The organism is Vibrio sp. V19_P1S1T109 (genome assembly GCF_002241375.1).
GTDB lineage: Bacteria > Pseudomonadota > Gammaproteobacteria > Enterobacterales > Vibrionaceae > Vibrio > Vibrio anguillarum.
In genome coordinates this window covers 1-15,501 of the sequence record NZ_NDIM01000118.1, presented here as the reverse complement: position 1 = coordinate 15,501, position 15,501 = coordinate 1, and the positions used below count along the sequence as shown (strand labels likewise).

17 protein-coding genes are annotated in these 15,501 nt (G+C 43.7%); 13 read left to right on the top strand and 4 right to left on the bottom strand.

The window, feature by feature from the left end; translation table 11 throughout:
- Positions 1-274 precede the first annotated feature (274 nt).
- The 3 genes from B9J87_RS05665 to B9J87_RS05655 all read left to right on the top strand — a co-directional run bounded on the left by B9J87_RS05665 (position 275) and on the right by B9J87_RS05655 (position 2,295).
- Positions 275-850 carry an LON peptidase substrate-binding domain-containing protein gene (locus B9J87_RS05665; RefSeq protein WP_026029151.1) on the top strand — a complete coding sequence of 192 codons (576 nt, stop codon included), beginning with the start codon at positions 275-277 and terminating at the stop codon, positions 848-850.
- 162 nt (positions 851-1,012) lie between these two features.
- Positions 1,013-1,615, top strand: coding sequence for an RNA polymerase sigma factor (locus B9J87_RS05660; RefSeq protein WP_094149705.1), 603 nt, complete (start codon positions 1,013-1,015; stop codon positions 1,613-1,615).
- The gene (locus B9J87_RS05655) at positions 1,612-2,295 is read left to right on the top strand and encodes a ChrR family anti-sigma-E factor (protein WP_094149703.1); all 684 of its coding nucleotides are present in this window, start codon (positions 1,612-1,614) and stop codon (positions 2,293-2,295) included. Before B9J87_RS05660 ends, B9J87_RS05655 begins: the two co-directional genes overlap by 4 nt.
- 55 nt (positions 2,296-2,350) lie before the next feature.
- On the opposite strand, the gene B9J87_RS05650 is transcribed toward B9J87_RS05655, so the two are convergent.
- The 4 genes from B9J87_RS05650 to B9J87_RS05635 form a co-directional block, all read right to left on the bottom strand.
- Positions 2,351-3,742 carry an AmpG family muropeptide MFS transporter gene (locus B9J87_RS05650; RefSeq protein ID WP_094149701.1) on the bottom strand — a complete coding sequence of 464 codons (1,392 nt, stop codon included), beginning with the start codon at positions 3,740-3,742 and terminating at the stop codon, positions 2,351-2,353.
- Between the two features lie 83 nt (positions 3,743-3,825).
- Entirely contained in the window at positions 3,826-4,371 is a 546-nt protein-coding gene (locus tag B9J87_RS05645; RefSeq protein WP_013856167.1) for a peptidylprolyl isomerase, read from the bottom strand.
- A complete protein-coding gene (locus B9J87_RS05640; RefSeq protein WP_026027920.1) occupies positions 4,371-4,940 on the bottom strand; it encodes a YajG family lipoprotein in 570 nt (189 codons plus the stop codon). The genes B9J87_RS05645 and B9J87_RS05640 overlap by 1 nt, the downstream gene beginning before the upstream one ends.
- Before the next feature lie 24 nt (positions 4,941-4,964).
- Positions 4,965-6,095, bottom strand: a complete 1,131-nt coding sequence (locus B9J87_RS05635) for a methyltransferase (protein ID WP_094149699.1) — start codon at positions 6,093-6,095, stop codon at positions 4,965-4,967.
- 161 nt (positions 6,096-6,256) lie between these two features.
- Here B9J87_RS05635 and B9J87_RS05630 point away from each other — a divergent pair, with 161 nt between their 5' ends.
- From B9J87_RS05630 to dinB, 10 genes are all read left to right on the top strand, one after another.
- Positions 6,257-6,565, top strand: coding sequence for a BolA family protein (locus tag B9J87_RS05630; RefSeq protein ID WP_026027643.1), 309 nt, complete (start codon positions 6,257-6,259; stop codon positions 6,563-6,565).
- A 495-nt stretch (positions 6,566-7,060) separates the two neighbouring features.
- Positions 7,061-8,401, top strand: a complete 1,341-nt coding sequence (locus B9J87_RS05625) for a Na(+)-translocating NADH-quinone reductase subunit A (protein WP_026027642.1) — start codon at positions 7,061-7,063, stop codon at positions 8,399-8,401.
- A gap of 5 nt (positions 8,402-8,406) precedes the next feature.
- A complete protein-coding gene (locus B9J87_RS05620; protein WP_013856172.1) occupies positions 8,407-9,651 on the top strand; it encodes an NADH:ubiquinone reductase (Na(+)-transporting) subunit B in 1,245 nt (414 codons plus the stop codon).
- Positions 9,641-10,414 (top strand): Na(+)-translocating NADH-quinone reductase subunit C, encoded by a 774-nt coding sequence (locus B9J87_RS05615; RefSeq protein WP_094147720.1) that lies wholly within the window; start codon positions 9,641-9,643, stop codon positions 10,412-10,414. Before B9J87_RS05620 ends, B9J87_RS05615 begins: the two co-directional genes overlap by 11 nt.
- A complete protein-coding gene (locus B9J87_RS05610) occupies positions 10,414-11,046 on the top strand; it encodes an NADH:ubiquinone reductase (Na(+)-transporting) subunit D (RefSeq protein ID WP_013856174.1) in 633 nt (210 codons plus the stop codon). The genes B9J87_RS05615 and B9J87_RS05610 overlap by 1 nt, the downstream gene beginning before the upstream one ends.
- A 7-nt stretch (positions 11,047-11,053) precedes the next feature.
- Positions 11,054-11,650 (top strand): NADH:ubiquinone reductase (Na(+)-transporting) subunit E, encoded by a 597-nt coding sequence (nqrE, locus tag B9J87_RS05605; RefSeq protein WP_013856175.1) that lies wholly within the window; start codon positions 11,054-11,056, stop codon positions 11,648-11,650.
- A 33-nt stretch (positions 11,651-11,683) separates the two neighbouring features.
- Positions 11,684-12,907 (top strand): NADH:ubiquinone reductase (Na(+)-transporting) subunit F, encoded by a 1,224-nt coding sequence (gene nqrF, locus B9J87_RS05600; protein ID WP_013856176.1) that lies wholly within the window; start codon positions 11,684-11,686, stop codon positions 12,905-12,907.
- A 180-nt stretch (positions 12,908-13,087) separates the two neighbouring features.
- Positions 13,088-14,095, top strand: coding sequence for an FAD:protein FMN transferase (locus B9J87_RS05595; RefSeq protein WP_017047333.1), 1,008 nt, complete (start codon positions 13,088-13,090; stop codon positions 14,093-14,095).
- Positions 14,096-14,103: 8 nt separating this feature from the next.
- Positions 14,104-14,337 (top strand): (Na+)-NQR maturation NqrM, encoded by a 234-nt coding sequence (gene nqrM, locus B9J87_RS05590; RefSeq protein WP_013856179.1) that lies wholly within the window; start codon positions 14,104-14,106, stop codon positions 14,335-14,337.
- A 116-nt stretch (positions 14,338-14,453) separates the two neighbouring features.
- On the top strand, positions 14,454-15,501 hold a 1,048-nt coding region (gene dinB / locus B9J87_RS05585), incomplete at its 3' end, for a DNA polymerase IV (protein WP_141201542.1).

The window sequence follows — 15,501 nt, the reverse complement described above, 5'->3', positions numbered from 1 at the left end:
GTTCAATTGGCCCGAATAATAACGATAAAAATCTCAATTAAAAGTGATTGCGAATGCAAAAGTGAACAAATTTGGTGATCACTATCACGATAATGAATATTTGCGCGGAACTAAATTAATATTTCGTTCGTTTGCATCTTTAATGTGATTTTAATCACTTAAACGTTTGCTTTGGTATTGTTTTATGCAAATCGATAAACCAACATTTTTAGTTAGTGATCGTTTTGTAATCTTCAACGTATTTATTGACGGGCATGATGAAGAGTGATGAATGATGAAGAAATTGATGCTGTTTCCTTTAGCTTCAATCGTTTTACCAGAAGGGAAAATGAAGCTACGGATCTTTGAATCAAGGTATAAGAGGATGGTCACTCAATCCAGCCAGTCTGACTCTACATTTGGGATTTGTTTGATTGATAATAAAAAAGGCAATAAAGCAAATCAGTTATCTAAATTTGGGATGTTGGTTAAGATTGTTGATTTTGAAGCGCTCGACAATGGGATGTTAGGATTAACCGTGATGGGAATGGAGCGCTTTAAAATAGAGTCAGTAGTGAGCGAATTTGATGGCCTGCGAGTTGCTCAGGTCACGTCATTGCCCAGTTGGCCAGTAAGAGATTTAGAACCTCACGAATGGTATTTAAGCCACCAGCTACAAGCGGTTTATCAGCAATTCCCTCAGCTTGGCGAGCTCTATTCACACTGTTTTTTTGATGATGCCAGTTGGGTGGCGCAGCGATGGCTAGAGCTGCTCCCTATCTCGATTCAACAATTTGATGATTTAATGAGACAGGATGACGCGCACAGTGCGGTTGATTTTTTGTTGCAGGTTATCGAAGTCTCACACTAACTTTGAAAGCGTGCAGTAAACTTAAACGAGAAGTCGCTCTGTAGTAGTGGCTCTGCATAAAAAAGAATACGACGAGTGATCGATGTATGCATTACTCACGTATAAAGGTTCATGGCTACTGTATGCCAATAACAACGGTTACTCCTAAAGGAAGAGCGCAGCATGAGCAGTGATTCTCAGCATAGTGTGTCGCTAAGCCCAAGCTACACCAAGCAAGACTGGGCTGAATGCATGGAACGTGTCAAGCAACGTGATAAGCAGGCGTTTGCCTTAGTGTTTCGTTATTTCTCTCCTCGCTTACAACAGTTTGCGTTTAAGCATGTAGGCAGTGAGCAAGTGGCGTTAGAAATGGTGCAAGAAACCATGACCACGGTGTGGCAGAAATCTCACCTATTCGATAACCGAAAAAGTTCGCTTTCGACGTGGGTTTACACGATTGCACGCAATTTGTGTTTTGATCTCCTGCGTAAGCAGCGCGGACGAGATTTACATGTTTATGCCGATGATATTTGGCCAACTGACTACTGCCCACCTGATTTGGTTGAACATTATTGTCCTGAACATGACATGTTAAAAGAGGAAATATTAAAGTTTGTGGCGTTGTTGCCTGAAGCTCAGCAAGCCATCGTGAAGGCGGTGTATCTTGAAGAACTGCCCCAGCAGCAGGTTGCGGAGATGTTCAATATTCCTCTCGGTACTGTCAAATCGCGTTTACGACTAGCCGTTGAAAAACTTAGACATTCTATTCAAGCGGAGCAATTATGAGCCACCATCCAAGCAACGAAGTACTGCAGCAGTATGCCAATGGTTCAATTGATGCGGCGCATGGCATTATGATTGCCACTCACCTTGAACTCTGTACTCAGTGTCGTCAACAGGTTCAATACTTAGAAACTCGGGCCGCCGAAGCATTGCTGAGCCAATCGTTGCCGCAACAAAGAATGGCCGTTTCTAATGATGATCATTTAAACCAGATGTTTGAAACGATCACAGCACTGGATACTCTACACCCATCGACCTTGCGTAAGCCTGAGTCGATAGAAATTAAAGTCAATGATCGCGTTATGATGCTGCCTAGTACGCTGAGCCAACTGATTCGCTTCAAAGGCGAGTGGCGCAGCTATGGTGGTAAAGTTTTTAGTGCCCACCTAGATATTGCTGAAGACTCTCGCATGAACCTGATGTACATCAATCACAACGTGCAGATCCCTCAGCATACACACAAAGGGGTTGAGTCGACCTTGGTGCTCCATGGTGGCTTCAGTGATGAAGATGGGCATTATAAAGTGGGTGATTTCATTCAAAGAGATGCGAGTATTAAACACAGCCCTTTTACCAAAGTGGATGAAGATTGTTTATGCTTAACGGTGCTAACTGAGCCGATGCTGTTTACGCAAGGTGTTGCGAGAGTGTTTAACTTATTTGGTAAAGGTCTCTATCCGTAGTCCATAGCAGGCACATCAAATTAAAAAAGGTCGTATTGTACGACCTTTTTTTCATCTAACGCTTATCAATGCCTTGCTTGGCAATATCATCGATGTCTCTCTGCCGAGCTTTTTGCAGTAAATCAGTAAAATAATGGCGCAGTGAGTAGAGCATGATAAGGCTTGGTACTACCATCAGTGCGGTAATAATAAAGAATAGTGACCAATTATTGAGATAGTCGACCAACTCCCCGCTAAAGGAAGCCAGCGTGGTGCGGCCAAAGTTTCCTAGAGAGGCCAATAGCGCATATTGCGTTGCTGAAAATGCCTGCCCTGTTAACACAGTAAGAAACGAAACAAAGGCCACGGTGGAAAACGCAGTGGTAAAGTTATCGACAATTATGGTCGCCAAGAACAGATGCTCATTAGGGCCAACTTGAGCGATCCACGAAAACATCAAATTACTGGCAGACATCGCGATGCCACCAATCATCAAACCGCGAACAATACCAAATCGCACGTTAAACATACTGCCAATCAAAGTGAAGAATAGGGTTGCTCCCCAACCAATTAACTTCGAGTAGTGGCCAATTTGTTCGTTGCTAAAGCCAATTTCTTTGTAAAATGGAATCGACATTCGACCAAGAAAAGCTTCGCCAATCTTGAATAAAAAGACAAACAACAGCAGGGTTAGTGCTACTTGCGCGCCATTGCGTTTGAAGAAATCGAGAAATGGTTCGATTACGGTAACGGTGAACCACGCGACGACTTTCGAACCAACAACCTGATTGTGTCGCAGCTCCGCTTGATGCTGTAGCGCTTCGCGATGTGTTTTTGGTTCGCCCACCAAGAGCGTGAAAAGCATTAACAGCCCGACACAGAGTGCCATGCCATAATAAACTGCATTCCAACCGATACTATCGGCGTTTACAAAAGCGAGATAGCCCGGCAGAGAATATCCAGTCCACCACCCCATGATGGCCATGGCGGAGGCTTGTGGTAGCTTATTGGCTTGTGATTTGGGGAAAGTATCGATACGAAAAGCATCAATCGCGATATCTTGAGTGGCAGAAGCGATCGCAATGCCCAAGGCAAGTATTGAGGTAAACATCAAATTTTGGGCTGGATTGACACCCGCAATCAGCAACGTACAGATCAAAATGATCGATTGGCACAAAAATACCCAACTGCGGCGTTGACCTAATAATGGCGTCAGAATGGGTAATTTGACGCGATCCACCAATGGGGCCCATAGAAAATTAATCGCGTAAACTGCGAAGACACTGCCAAAATAACCAATAGCAGCGGTGGTTAAGCCTGCATCTTTTAGCCATCCTGACATATTTGAACCAATCAAAACCCACGGAAAACCGCTCGAACACCCCATCATAAATACCCACAATAGGCGTTTATCAAGATAGCTACGGATAGTTTCCATCCAAGTGAGAGAGGAGGAGGTTGATGGCATACAGCGAATCCTTGTCAGTAAAGCAGCTTAGGTCGAAAGGCGACCCAATAAAATCAAACGCCGATAAATCGGCGTTGGTATGGTTATTGTTCTAGTGTGACATTCGTAATAACGATTGGTTCGATGGGGACGTCTTGCATTCGCCCTTTCGTGCTGGTCGGCTGTTGAGCCATTTTTTGCACAACATCAAACCCTTGCGTGACTTTACCAAAGACGGCATAACCCGGTGGGCGAGCGTTGTAGTTGAGAAAATCATTATCGACCAAGTTAATAAAGAATTGGCGAGTAGCCGAGTTAGGATCATTGGTACGGGCCATTGCGATCGTCGCGGTGTCATTAGTCAACCCATTGCTCGCTTCATTTTTGATGGGAGCGTAAGTGGTGAGTTGTTTTAAATCCGCATCAAATCCGCCGCCTTGTGCCATAAACCCTGGGATAACGCGGTGGAACTGGCTGCCAACATAACTGCCATCTTCAACATATTTTACGAAGTTTGCGACAGTCGTTGGCGCTTTCTCTGTATTAAGTTCAACAGTAAATGACCCTAAGTTCGTCTCAATTAGGACGTTGGGCGCCGAAAACGCAGTGCAACTGACGAGCGCTAATGTCGTAACGAGAGAGCGTAACATTAAAAGCGCTCCTGTAAATAACCATTAAGTTCGCTGTCATTGGCAATTTCTTTAAGTACCAAGTTCATGACATCGTTGAGTACCATTTCAATCTCATCATTTGAAGCGCTGAGTGTACCGGAACGTTTTGCCGTTCCGTTGAACGTTTTTACCAATTTGCCTTTTGGTGTTTCCGCGGTGATTTCAAGTGTGACACTGCCATCCATTTCATTCGACATGACGCTATGTTTTACCGTCACTAGTGCTTCTGCAATTTCAACGGTGACATTGTTTTCGCTGTTCACTGTTAAGCGATAGCCTTGAGAGCTAAATTGTTCTGCCAACGCATTCTCAACCGCAATGCGAACATTTTGTTTGGCATGAATTGGCTCAATATTAGAGCGGCCACTATCCACTAAAGCCACATATTGCGCCGATCGAACATCTTTGCTAACCAGAGTAAAGGCTTTATTATTGACGACCGTATTTTTGCTGGTCGTTGCAGTAGGCATAAAGTTGATTTGCTGTTGCTGAGGTGCGGCACAAGCGGTGAGTAATGCGATTGAGGCTGCGAGAACCAGTTTTTTCATGGTCATTTCCTTTCTTATCCTTGCCTATTTAGTTGCTTGTAAGATAACAAATTTATGGTTGGTCGCGACAGTTTTTACCTGCCCTTGGCCAAATAATCTTGCTAGTTTTACATCGTAGCCGAGGTGGCGATTGCCGATCACTAATAATCGTCCCCCTTTTTTAAGAACATGCTTTGCATCACAGAACATCTGCCAAGCAATGTGATCCGTGATAGCTTGTTGTTGATGGAATGGTGGGTTACACAATACTAAACAGCTACTCTCTTGTTGAAAACCATCTAAGCAGTTATTCGCAATGCATTGAATATTGCGATCTTCTCCTAAATTCTCCAGCAAATTTAGCTTTGCAGACTCGACGGCCATCAAGCTTTCATCAACGCAGGTCATGCGTACTTGAGGATTGAGTTGGCCCATCTTGATTGATAACACCCCGTTGCCGCATCCAAGGTCGATGATGTGCTGTAACTTAGGATCTTGTGGAAGATGCTGTAGAAAAAAGCGTGCGCCGAGATCCAATCCCTCACCAGAGTAGACATTCGGCAGATTTTTTAGACGGATGGATTCGCTTTCTACGGCCCATTCAGTTATGGGTTCCACCGTTTCAATCGGTGATACGTTCGGTGCTGAAAAAACGAGGCGGTGTTTTTTCCATGCAAGAGAAGTGCTTGTTGAACCTAAATACTTTTCAAATAAGTTTAAGGTTGATGTGTGGATCTCTTTCGCTTTGTTGACCGCTATCACAGGGCAATCTTGGGCAAGGGACTGACGGAGTTGGCTTAATTGCCAAACCAAGTGGCGATTGCTCTTGGGCAATTGAAAAAGCACCAGATCGACCGATTCAGGGATGGCATCCATTGTTGAGAGCAATTGCACGTTGCGGCACTGATTGCGCTGAAGATTGTTTAACGTACCTTGTTGCGAAATAAAAGAGTCGCTCATCATGGTGACGTGATGCTTATCTGCAAACCAACACGATAGAGCGCCAAAGTGATCGTTTAAAATAAGGATGCGTTTGCCTATTGCTAAATTCAACGCTTCAATATGATTAATCACATATTCATCGCCCGCATCCCAAGCTTGTAATGTTTCGTTTGAACGATGTGGGAAACGGTGCAAGCTCAACGTTTGATCATGCAGTGCCAACTCTGTTTTCATAATTTTTTATAGGTCGTAGTGATAATTACGGATGCATTGTCTCAAATGGCGTAGAAACAAGGAACCAAAACCTTTCGCTATTCTATAAGGCTAGTTAAACTTAAATCTCTTTACACTCGTATATGTTCTCATGCTCTTATTTGAGGAAGAAAGGCAACGGTATGATCCAACCCATAATCGAACAAAAATTGCATCAAGCATTTCACCCTGATTATTTGAAAGTCGAAAATGAAAGCTACATGCACAATGTGCCTTCAGGATCGGAAAGCCATTTTAAAGTCATTGTGGTGAGTGACAGTTTTGAAGGAATGCGTTTGATCGGCCGTCACCGACAGGTTAACCAAGTGTTGGCAGAAGAGTTAGCGAACCACATTCATGCACTCTCGATTCATACCTACACACCACAAGAGTGGCAGGCGCAAATTAGTGGCGTACCTGATAGTCCTATGTGTATGGGCGGTGGAAAATAACTCGTTCAGAACCGTCTGAATATGCCGTTCTCTTGTTCTGTTTTTGAGCGGAATGTTAACAGTATTTAAACAAATTGACGAGATGAACAAGTTGAGAGAAATTGTTTTAGGTAGTGAATAAAAATAAATACTCATAAGGGGTAAGGAATAGGTTATTTGTGCGATGCTTCAAAGTTATGACTATTCGCTAGCCTTTATGATTCAAATCCTTCCAAATAAAACGACTTATCAGAGGATTGGTCATGGCATCAGGTTCCGAAAAAATGCTAGACTATTGCACCTAATGGATCTCATACCATACTTGTGATGAGGTTATTAAAAGGATGTTGCGGTTCTGGCGTTTAAAACAAGCCAAAATCGGACACAGAAATGTCGTGTCTAAGGCTGGTTTAACTTTCATTTGGCCTCTTATCAAGAACGACCATGAAAGATAAACAAGCCTTGAACTTACGCAATTAAAAGAATCTTTTTCCCGATAAAATAGTGCAAGTGCGTATGATTACAATAAAAAGGGGTTTGGACCTTCCTATTGCAGGAACTCCTTCCCAGGTGATTAATGATGGTAAGACCATCACTAAAGTCGCCTTGCTTGGCGAAGAGTACGTTGGCATGCGTCCTACCATGCATGTTCGCGTAGGCGATGAAGTAAAGAAAGCTCAAATTCTTTTTGAAGATAAAAAGAATCCGGGTGTTAAATTTACTTCACCAGCAAGCGGTAAGGTTATCGAAGTCAATCGTGGCGCCAAACGTGTCCTACAATCCGTAGTGATTGAAGTGGCAGGTGATGAGCAAATCACGTTCGATAGCTTTGAAGCTAGCCAACTAGCAAGTATTGACCGTCAAACGGTTAAAACTCAGTTAGTTGAGTCTGGTCTTTGGACTGCGTTGCGTACTCGTCCGTTTAGCAAGGTTCCAGCAATTGAGTCTTCAACTCAGGCTATTTTTGTGACAGCAATGGATACCAATCCATTAGCGGCAAAACCTGAGACGATCATTAATGAGCAATCTGAAGCATTCGTCGCTGGTCTCGATATCCTTTCAACTCTGACTGAGGGCAAGGTTTACGTCTGTAAATCTGGTACTAGCTTACCACGCTCTTCACAGCCAAACGTTGAAGAACATGTGTTTGATGGCCCACACCCTGCAGGTCTTGTAGGGACTCACATGCATTTCCTCTATCCAGTAAATGCAGTCAATGTGGCGTGGAGCATCAATTACCAAGACGTGATTGCGTTTGGTCAATTGTTCTTAACCGGTGAGCTATACACACAACGAGTGGTGTCGCTTGCAGGACCCGTAGTCAACAAACCTCGTCTTGTCCGTACTCAGATTGGTGCTAGCCTCGAAGAGTTAACGGATAACGAATTGATGCCGGGCGAAGTTCGTGTCATCTCTGGTTCTGTACTTTCTGGTGTGAAAGCGGCGGGGCCTGTAGCTTATCTTGGTCGTTACCACCTCCAAGTATCGGTTCTGCGTGAAGGTCGTGACAAAGATTTTCTTGGTTGGGCAATGCCTGGCAAGAACAAATTTTCAGTCACTCGCTCTTTCCTTGGTCATCTATTCACAGGTCAGTTGTTCAACATGACAACCACAACCAATGGTAGTGATCGTGCGATGGTACCTATTGGTAACTATGAAAAAGTGTTGCCACTAGATATGGAACCAACGCTCCTACTTCGTGACCTATGTGCAGGTGACATCGATAGCGCTCAACGTCTCGGTGCCCTTGAACTGGACGAAGAAGATCTCGCATTGTGTACCTTTGTATGTCCTGGTAAATACGAATATGGTCAGCTACTTCGTGAGTGCCTAGACAAGATTGAGAAGGAAGGGTAATTTTCATGGGCCTTAAAAAGTTTCTTGAAGACATCGAGCATCATTTTGAACCTGGCGGCAAACATGAAAAATGGTTTGCCTTGTATGAAGCAGCCGCAACGCTTTTTTATACGCCTGGTTTAGTTACAAAACGAAGCTCACACGTTCGTGATAGCGTTGACCTCAAACGCATCATGATCATGGTTTGGCTAGCGGTATTCCCAGCGATGTTCTGGGGTATGTATAACGTTGGTCACCAATCGATTACTGCACTTAACCATCTGTATTCTGGCGCTGAATTGGCGACAGTCATCAGTGGTAACTGGCACTATTGGCTAACTGAAATGCTTGGCGGTACATTAAGTACGCAAGCCGGTTGGGCAAGTATGATGCTGCTCGGTGCGACTTACTTCCTACCTATCTACGCCACGGTATTCTTGGTCGGTGGTTTTTGGGAAGTGCTGTTTTGTATGGTGCGTAAGCATGAAGTTAACGAAGGTTTCTTTGTAACTTCAATTTTGTTTGCTCTGATTGTTCCACCCACACTGCCTTTATGGCAGGCCGCTCTAGGGATTACCTTTGGCGTGGTTGTTGCCAAAGAAATCTTTGGTGGTACCGGGCGTAACTTCCTAAACCCAGCATTAGCCGGTCGTGCTTTTCTATTCTTCGCCTACCCAGCACAGATCTCTGGTGACGTTGTTTGGACAGCTGCAGATGGTTTTTCAGGTGCAACGGCGCTAAGCCAATGGGCTCAAGGTGGTAACGGTGCTCTGATCAATAAGGTCACTGGCGAAGCCATTACTTGGATGGATGCATTTGTTGGTAACATTCCTGGCTCTATCGGTGAAGTATCGACGTTAGCACTGGCGATTGGCGCGGCATTTATTGTCTACATGGGCATTGCTTCATGGCGCATTATTGCGGGTGTTATGGTAGGTATGATTGCCATATCAACGCTGTTCAATGTTATTGGTTCAGACACAAATGCAATGTTTAATATGCCTTGGCATTGGCACCTGGTACTTGGTGGCTTTGCGTTTGGTATGTTCTTCATGGCAACCGACCCAGTATCGGCTTCATTTACTAACAAAGGTAAATGGGCATACGGTATTTTGATTGGTGCAATGTGTGTGATGATTCGTGTGGTTAACCCAGCTTACCCAGAAGGTATGATGCTGGCGATCTTATTTGCGAACCTATTTGCACCTTTGTTTGACCATATTGTGATTGAGAAGAACATCAAGCGGAGACTAGCACGCTATGGCAAGTAATAACGATAGCATTAAAAAAACGCTGTTTGTTGTTATCGCATTGAGCTTAGTGTGCTCAATCATCGTATCGACAGCAGCGGTTGGCCTGCGTGACAAGCAAAGAGAAAATGCGGCGCTGGACAAGCAGAGCAAAATTCTGCAAGTCGCTGGCATTGAAGCGAAAGGCAGTAAACAAATCGTTGAGTTGTTCAATAAAAGTATTGAACCACGTCTGGTTGACTTCAACACGGGTGACTTTGTTGAAGGCGATGCAGCTAACTACGATCAACGCAAAGCAGCGAAAGAAGCCTCTGAATCGATCAAGCTGAGCGCTGAACAAGATAAAGCGAAGATCCAACGTCGTGCGAATGTTGGTGTGGTTTATCTGGTGAACGACGGCGATAAAACCAGCAAGGTGATTCTGCCTGTACACGGTAATGGTTTGTGGTCAATGATGTACGCATTTGTGGCTGTAGAAACCGATGGTAATACCGTTTCCGGCATTACTTATTACGAACAAGGTGAAACACCGGGATTGGGTGGTGAAGTTGAAAACCCATCATGGCGTGCTCAATTTGTTGGCAAGAAATTGTTTGATGACAACCACCAACCTGCAATTAAAGTTGTCAAAGGTGGCGCTCCTGCCGGATCTGAGCATGGCGTTGATGGACTTTCTGGCGCCACACTGACCAGTAACGGTGTTCAACACACTTTCGACTTCTGGTTAGGTGATATGGGCTTTGGTCCATTCCTAGCAAAAGTTCGTGACGGAGGTTTGAACTAATGTCTAGCGCAAAAGAGATTAAAAAGAGCATTCTAGCGCCAGTGTTGGATAACAACCCAATCGCACTTCAAGTGCTTGGTGTCTGTTCTGCCCTTGCGGTAACCACTAAGTTGGAAACGGCGTTTGTTATGACGCTAGCCGTTATGTTTGTAACGGCTTTCTCTAACTTATTCGTTTCGTTAATTCGTCACCACATACCTAACAGTGTGCGTATCATCGTTCAGATGGCGATCATTGCTTCATTGGTTATTGTTGTTGACCAGATCCTACGTGCTTACTTATACGATATCTCGAAACAGCTATCGGTGTTCGTAGGGTTGATCATTACTAACTGTATCGTAATGGGCCGTGCTGAAGCATTTGCAATGAAGTCGGCACCGATTCCTTCCTTTATCGATGGTATCGGTAATGGTTTGGGTTATGGTTTTGTATTGATCACTGTTGGTTTCTTCCGCGAACTTCTTGGTTCAGGCAAGCTATTTGGAATGGAAGTTCTACCTCTTGTGAAAGATGGTGGCTGGTATCAACCTAACGGTTTGATGCTGCTAGCACCTTCGGCATTCTTCCTAATTGGCTTCATGATTTGGGCGATTCGCACGTTCAAACCTGAACAACTAGAAGCGAAGGAGTAAGGGCGTTATGGAACATTATATCAGTTTGCTTGTTCGATCGATTTTTATCGAAAACATGGCACTCTCTTTCTTCTTGGGTATGTGTACATTTCTTGCTGTATCTAAGAAAGTAAAGACATCGTTTGGTTTAGGGATTGCGGTTACTGTTGTTCTGACCATTTCAGTACCAGTGAATAACTTGGTTTATAACTTGTTACTTAAACCAGGTGCATTGGGTGAAAATATTGATCTTACATTTCTAAATTTCATTACCTTTATCGGTGTTATTGCCGCATTGGTACAGATCTTAGAGATGATATTGGATCGTTTTTTCCCACCTTTGTATAACGCGCTGGGCATTTTCTTACCTTTAATCACAGTGAACTGCGCCATTTTTGGTGGTGTATCTTTCATGGTTCAGCGTGATTATAACTTTGCTGAATCCGTCGTTTACGGTTTCGGTTCGGGTGTGGGTTGGATGTTAGCGATTGTCGCTCTTGCCGGTATCCGTGAGAAAATGAAATATTCAGATGTACCTCCGGGTTTACGTGGTTTAGGGATTACCTTCATCACGGCGGGTCTAATGGCGTTAGGCTTTATGTCTTTCTCTGGTGTTCAACTGTAAGTCGGGTAAACCGCAACAATTAAGGAATAGTCAATGGACATTATTCTTGGTGTAGTGATGTTTACCCTGATTGTTCTAGCACTCGTTTTGGTAATTTTATTTGCTAAATCTAAGCTAGTTCCAACAGGCGACATTACAATTTCAATTAACGGTGATGCAGATAAGTCTATTGTGACTAATCCAGGTGGCAAGCTACTGAGCGTACTTGCAGGTTCTGGTGTCTTTGTATCATCGGCATGTGGTGGCGGCGGCTCTTGTGGTCAATGCCGTGTAAAAGTGAAATCTGGCGGTGGTGATATTCTTCCTACTGAACTTGATCACATTACTAAAGGTGAAGCTCGTGAGGGTGAACGTTTAGCGTGTCAAGTGGCTGTGAAAACAGACATGGATATTGAACTTCCTGAAGAAATTTTTGGTGTTAAAAAGTGGGAATGTACCGTTATCTCTAACGACAACAAAGCCACCTTCATTAAAGAGCTTAAACTTCAGATCCCTGATGGCGAGTCAGTACCTTTCCGTGCTGGTGGTTACATTCAGATCGAAGCGCCAGCACACCACATCAAATATTCAGATTTTGACGTGCCAGAAGAGTATCGTGGCGATTGGGACAAATTTAACCTGTTCCGCTACGAGTCAAAAGTTGATGAAGACATTATTCGTGCTTACTCAATGGCGAATTACCCTGAAGAGTTCGGTATTATTATGCTAAACGTGCGTATTGCTACGCCGCCGCCTAATAATCCCAATGTGCCACCGGGTCAGATGTCTTCTTACATTTGGTCACTGAAAGAAGGTGATAAATGTACTATTTCTGGTCCATTTGGTGAGTTCTTTGCCAAAGATACGGATGCAGAAATGGTCTTTATCGGTGGTGGTGCGGGCATGGCTCCAATGCGCTCACACATCTTCGATCAGCTTAAGCGTTTAAAATCTACCCGTAAGATGTCTTATTGGTATGGTGCGCGCTCTAAGCGTGAGATGTTCTACGTTGAAGATTTTGACGGCCTTGCAGCTGAAAACTCGAATTTCGTATGGCACTGTGCTCTTTCTGATCCAATGCCTGAAGATAACTGGGATGGATACACAGGTTTCATCCACAATGTATTGTATGAAAACTATCTGAAAGACCATGAAGCGCCTGAAGATTGTGAATACTACATGTGTGGTCCACCGATGATGAATGCGGCTGTGATTGGCATGCTGAAAAACCTTGGTGTAGAAGATGAGAACATCCTTCTTGATGACTTCGGTGGTTAATTCACTGAAGTAAGTAAAATCCATGGCTGGCTCTGATGAGTCAGCCATTGTTTTTTCCAAGTTTTAGTTTTGCCTTGTGGCTTTGAATTCCAACTCAGTTAACATAGAAAATAGGTGTAGGAATTTCTTTTCTATAACCACTTATTTTCTATATTCACTTTCATTTTTAGGAGTAAACAAGTGAAAAAATGGCTTGTTGCGTTAGCTTCTCTATTCATCTTAGCGGGTTGTGAAAAATCGGTTGAGCAAGTTCATCTCAGTGGCCCTACTATGGGCACGACTTACAATATTAAGTACCTGAAAGCTGAAGGTATCCCTAGCTCTGAGGCTCTCCAAAAGGAAGTTGATCGGTTATTGGAAGAAGTGAACGATCAAATGTCGACCTATCGTAAAGATTCCGAGCTCAGCCGTTTTAATCAATATCAAGGAACGGAACCTTTTACAGTCTCTTCTCAAACCGCAACCGTGGTGAAAGAAGCGCTGCGTCTTAACGGTCTTACTTTAGGTGCATTGGATGTCACTGTTGGTCCTTTGGTTAACCTATGGGGTTTTGGCCCTGAAGCTCGTCCTGATGTGGTGCCAAGCGATGCTGAATTGGCTGAGCGTAAAAACAATATAGGTATTGAGCATCTTAGCGCAACCGACACTACGTTAAGTAAAGATCTTCCTAATCTCTATGTGGACCTTTCAACTATTGCGAAAGGATGGGGAGTCGACGTGGTCGCTGACTACATTCAATCACAAGGCATTGCCAATTACATGGTTGAAGTCGGTGGTGAGATGCGCTTAAAAGGCGTAAATCGAGAAGGCGTAGCTTGGCGAATCGCCATAGAAAAACCGACAGTTGATGAACGTACCGCTCAAGAGATCATTGAACCTGGAGATCTGGCAATTGCCACTTCAGGTGATTACCGCAATTATTTTGAGCAAGATGGTGTGCGTTATTCTCACATTATCAATCCAATCACTGGAAAACCCATCCATAATAAAGTGGTATCAGTTACCGTTTTGGATGCATCTTCAATGACGGCAGATGGCCTAGCGACTGGATTAATGGTACTAGGAGAGACGAAAGGTATTGAGGTTGCAGAGCAATACAATATTCCTGTGTTCATGATTGTGAAAACAGAACAAGGTTTTGAAGAGATTGCCTCCAGCGCATTTAAGCCATTTCTAAATAAAAAGTGAGTTAAGTTATGAATACTTTTTTCATTACATTCAGTGTATTTCTGTGTGTCATTGCCGCGATGGCGGTTGGCTATGTCTTTCAAAAGAAAGTAGTCAAAGGCAGCTGTGGTGGATTAGGTGCTGTTGGCATTGAAAAAGTGTGCAATTGCCCAGAGCCTTGTGATGCACGTAAAAAACGCGAAGCTAAGGCCGCAGCAAGAGCTGAAAAGTTAGCGCATTGGGAAAAAGATCGTATCGCCTGAGCTACGATTAAAGAGCCTGTTTTGTGCAGGCTCTTTAATTTTTAAAAGCAATTCATTTCAATCCATAGAAACCAAGAATATACTGTTCATGTATACAGTTCTTTGATGGTTTTGAATTGGAAAATAAAATCAAAAAAATTATCCATATTGATATGGATTGTTTCTACGCTGCGGTAGAAATGCGTGATAACCCCGAATATAGGCATCGCCCTCTAGCCGTTGGTGGTCATGAAAAGCAGCGTGGTGTGTTAAGTACTTGCAATTATGAAGCGAGGAAATTTGGCGTTCGTTCCGCAATGCCGACCGCTCAAGCCTTAAAATTATGCCCCAATCTGCTGGTCGTTCCGGGGCGAATGTCGGTATACAAAGCTATTTCCATTCAAATCCGACAGATATTCGAACGTTATACTTCCATTATTGAGCCGTTATCATTAGATGAAGCATTTCTTGATGTGAGTGATTCACCGCTATGTCAAGGAAGCGCAACATTGATAGCTCAAGCTATTCGCCATGATATTCACAACGAACTCCAACTGACCGCCTCTGCAGGTGTAGCACCTGTAAAATTTTTGGCTAAAGTGGCCTCTGATATGAATAAGCCTAACGGCCAATTTGTAATACCACCCGATAAAGTACAGCAGGTGGTCGATTCATTGCCGCTAGAGAAAATACCCGGTGTCGGTAAGGTTAGTCTGGAAAAGTTGCACCAAGCGGGTTTTTATAAGTGTGAAGATATCAAGCTAACGGACTATCGAGAGCTACTTCGTAACTTTGGCAGATTAGGCGCTTCACTATGGAAGAAAAGTCATGGAATTGATAATCGCGAAGTCGTGACAGAGAGGGAGCGCAAATCATTAGGTGTCGAAAGAACATTTAGTCAAAATATCTCAAGTTATGAAGAGTGCTGGCAGGTGATTGAACATCATCTCTATCCAGAGATAAAAGCGAGGTTAGACAGAGCGAGTGTTGATGGTTCGATTGTCAAACAAGGGATCAAAGTCAAGTTTGCCGATTTTCAACTTACGACGATTGAGCATCTTCATCCACAGTTAGAGCTCAATGATTTTCGAACCCTTTTGGAGAATATTTTGTTGCGGCAAAATGGGCGAGAAATTCGCTTACTTGGTTTACAGGTGATGTTAAAGCCAGAAATGCTCAATAAGC

What these genes read in the sequence shown, in the direction of transcription:
- B9J87_RS05635 (WP_094149699.1), bottom strand. Translation starts at nt 6,095, where the DNA reads ATGAAAACAGAGTTGGCACTGCATGATCAAACGTTGAGCTTGCACCGT.
- nqrE (WP_013856175.1), top strand. Translation starts at nt 11,054, where the DNA reads ATGGAACATTATATCAGTTTGCTTGTTCGATCGATTTTTATCGAAAAC.
- B9J87_RS05655 (WP_094149703.1), top strand. Translation starts at nt 1,612, where the DNA reads ATGAGCCACCATCCAAGCAACGAAGTACTGCAGCAGTATGCCAATGGT.
- B9J87_RS05630 (WP_026027643.1), top strand. Translation starts at nt 6,257, where the DNA reads ATGATCCAACCCATAATCGAACAAAAATTGCATCAAGCATTTCACCCT.
- B9J87_RS05620 (WP_013856172.1), top strand. Translation starts at nt 8,407, where the DNA reads ATGGGCCTTAAAAAGTTTCTTGAAGACATCGAGCATCATTTTGAACCT.
- B9J87_RS05665 (WP_026029151.1), top strand. Translation starts at nt 275, where the DNA reads ATGAAGAAATTGATGCTGTTTCCTTTAGCTTCAATCGTTTTACCAGAA.
- B9J87_RS05615 (WP_094147720.1), top strand. Translation starts at nt 9,641, where the DNA reads ATGGCAAGTAATAACGATAGCATTAAAAAAACGCTGTTTGTTGTTATC.
- B9J87_RS05660 (WP_094149705.1), top strand. Translation starts at nt 1,013, where the DNA reads ATGAGCAGTGATTCTCAGCATAGTGTGTCGCTAAGCCCAAGCTACACC.
- nqrF (WP_013856176.1), top strand. Translation starts at nt 11,684, where the DNA reads ATGGACATTATTCTTGGTGTAGTGATGTTTACCCTGATTGTTCTAGCA.
- B9J87_RS05625 (WP_026027642.1), top strand. Translation starts at nt 7,061, where the DNA reads ATGATTACAATAAAAAGGGGTTTGGACCTTCCTATTGCAGGAACTCCT.
- B9J87_RS05640 (WP_026027920.1), bottom strand. Translation starts at nt 4,940, where the DNA reads ATGAAAAAACTGGTTCTCGCAGCCTCAATCGCATTACTCACCGCTTGT.
- B9J87_RS05610 (WP_013856174.1), top strand. Translation starts at nt 10,414, where the DNA reads ATGTCTAGCGCAAAAGAGATTAAAAAGAGCATTCTAGCGCCAGTGTTG.
- B9J87_RS05650 (WP_094149701.1), bottom strand. Translation starts at nt 3,742, where the DNA reads ATGCCATCAACCTCCTCCTCTCTCACTTGGATGGAAACTATCCGTAGC.
- nqrM (WP_013856179.1), top strand. Translation starts at nt 14,104, where the DNA reads ATGAATACTTTTTTCATTACATTCAGTGTATTTCTGTGTGTCATTGCC.
- B9J87_RS05645 (WP_013856167.1), bottom strand. Translation starts at nt 4,371, where the DNA reads ATGTTACGCTCTCTCGTTACGACATTAGCGCTCGTCAGTTGCACTGCG.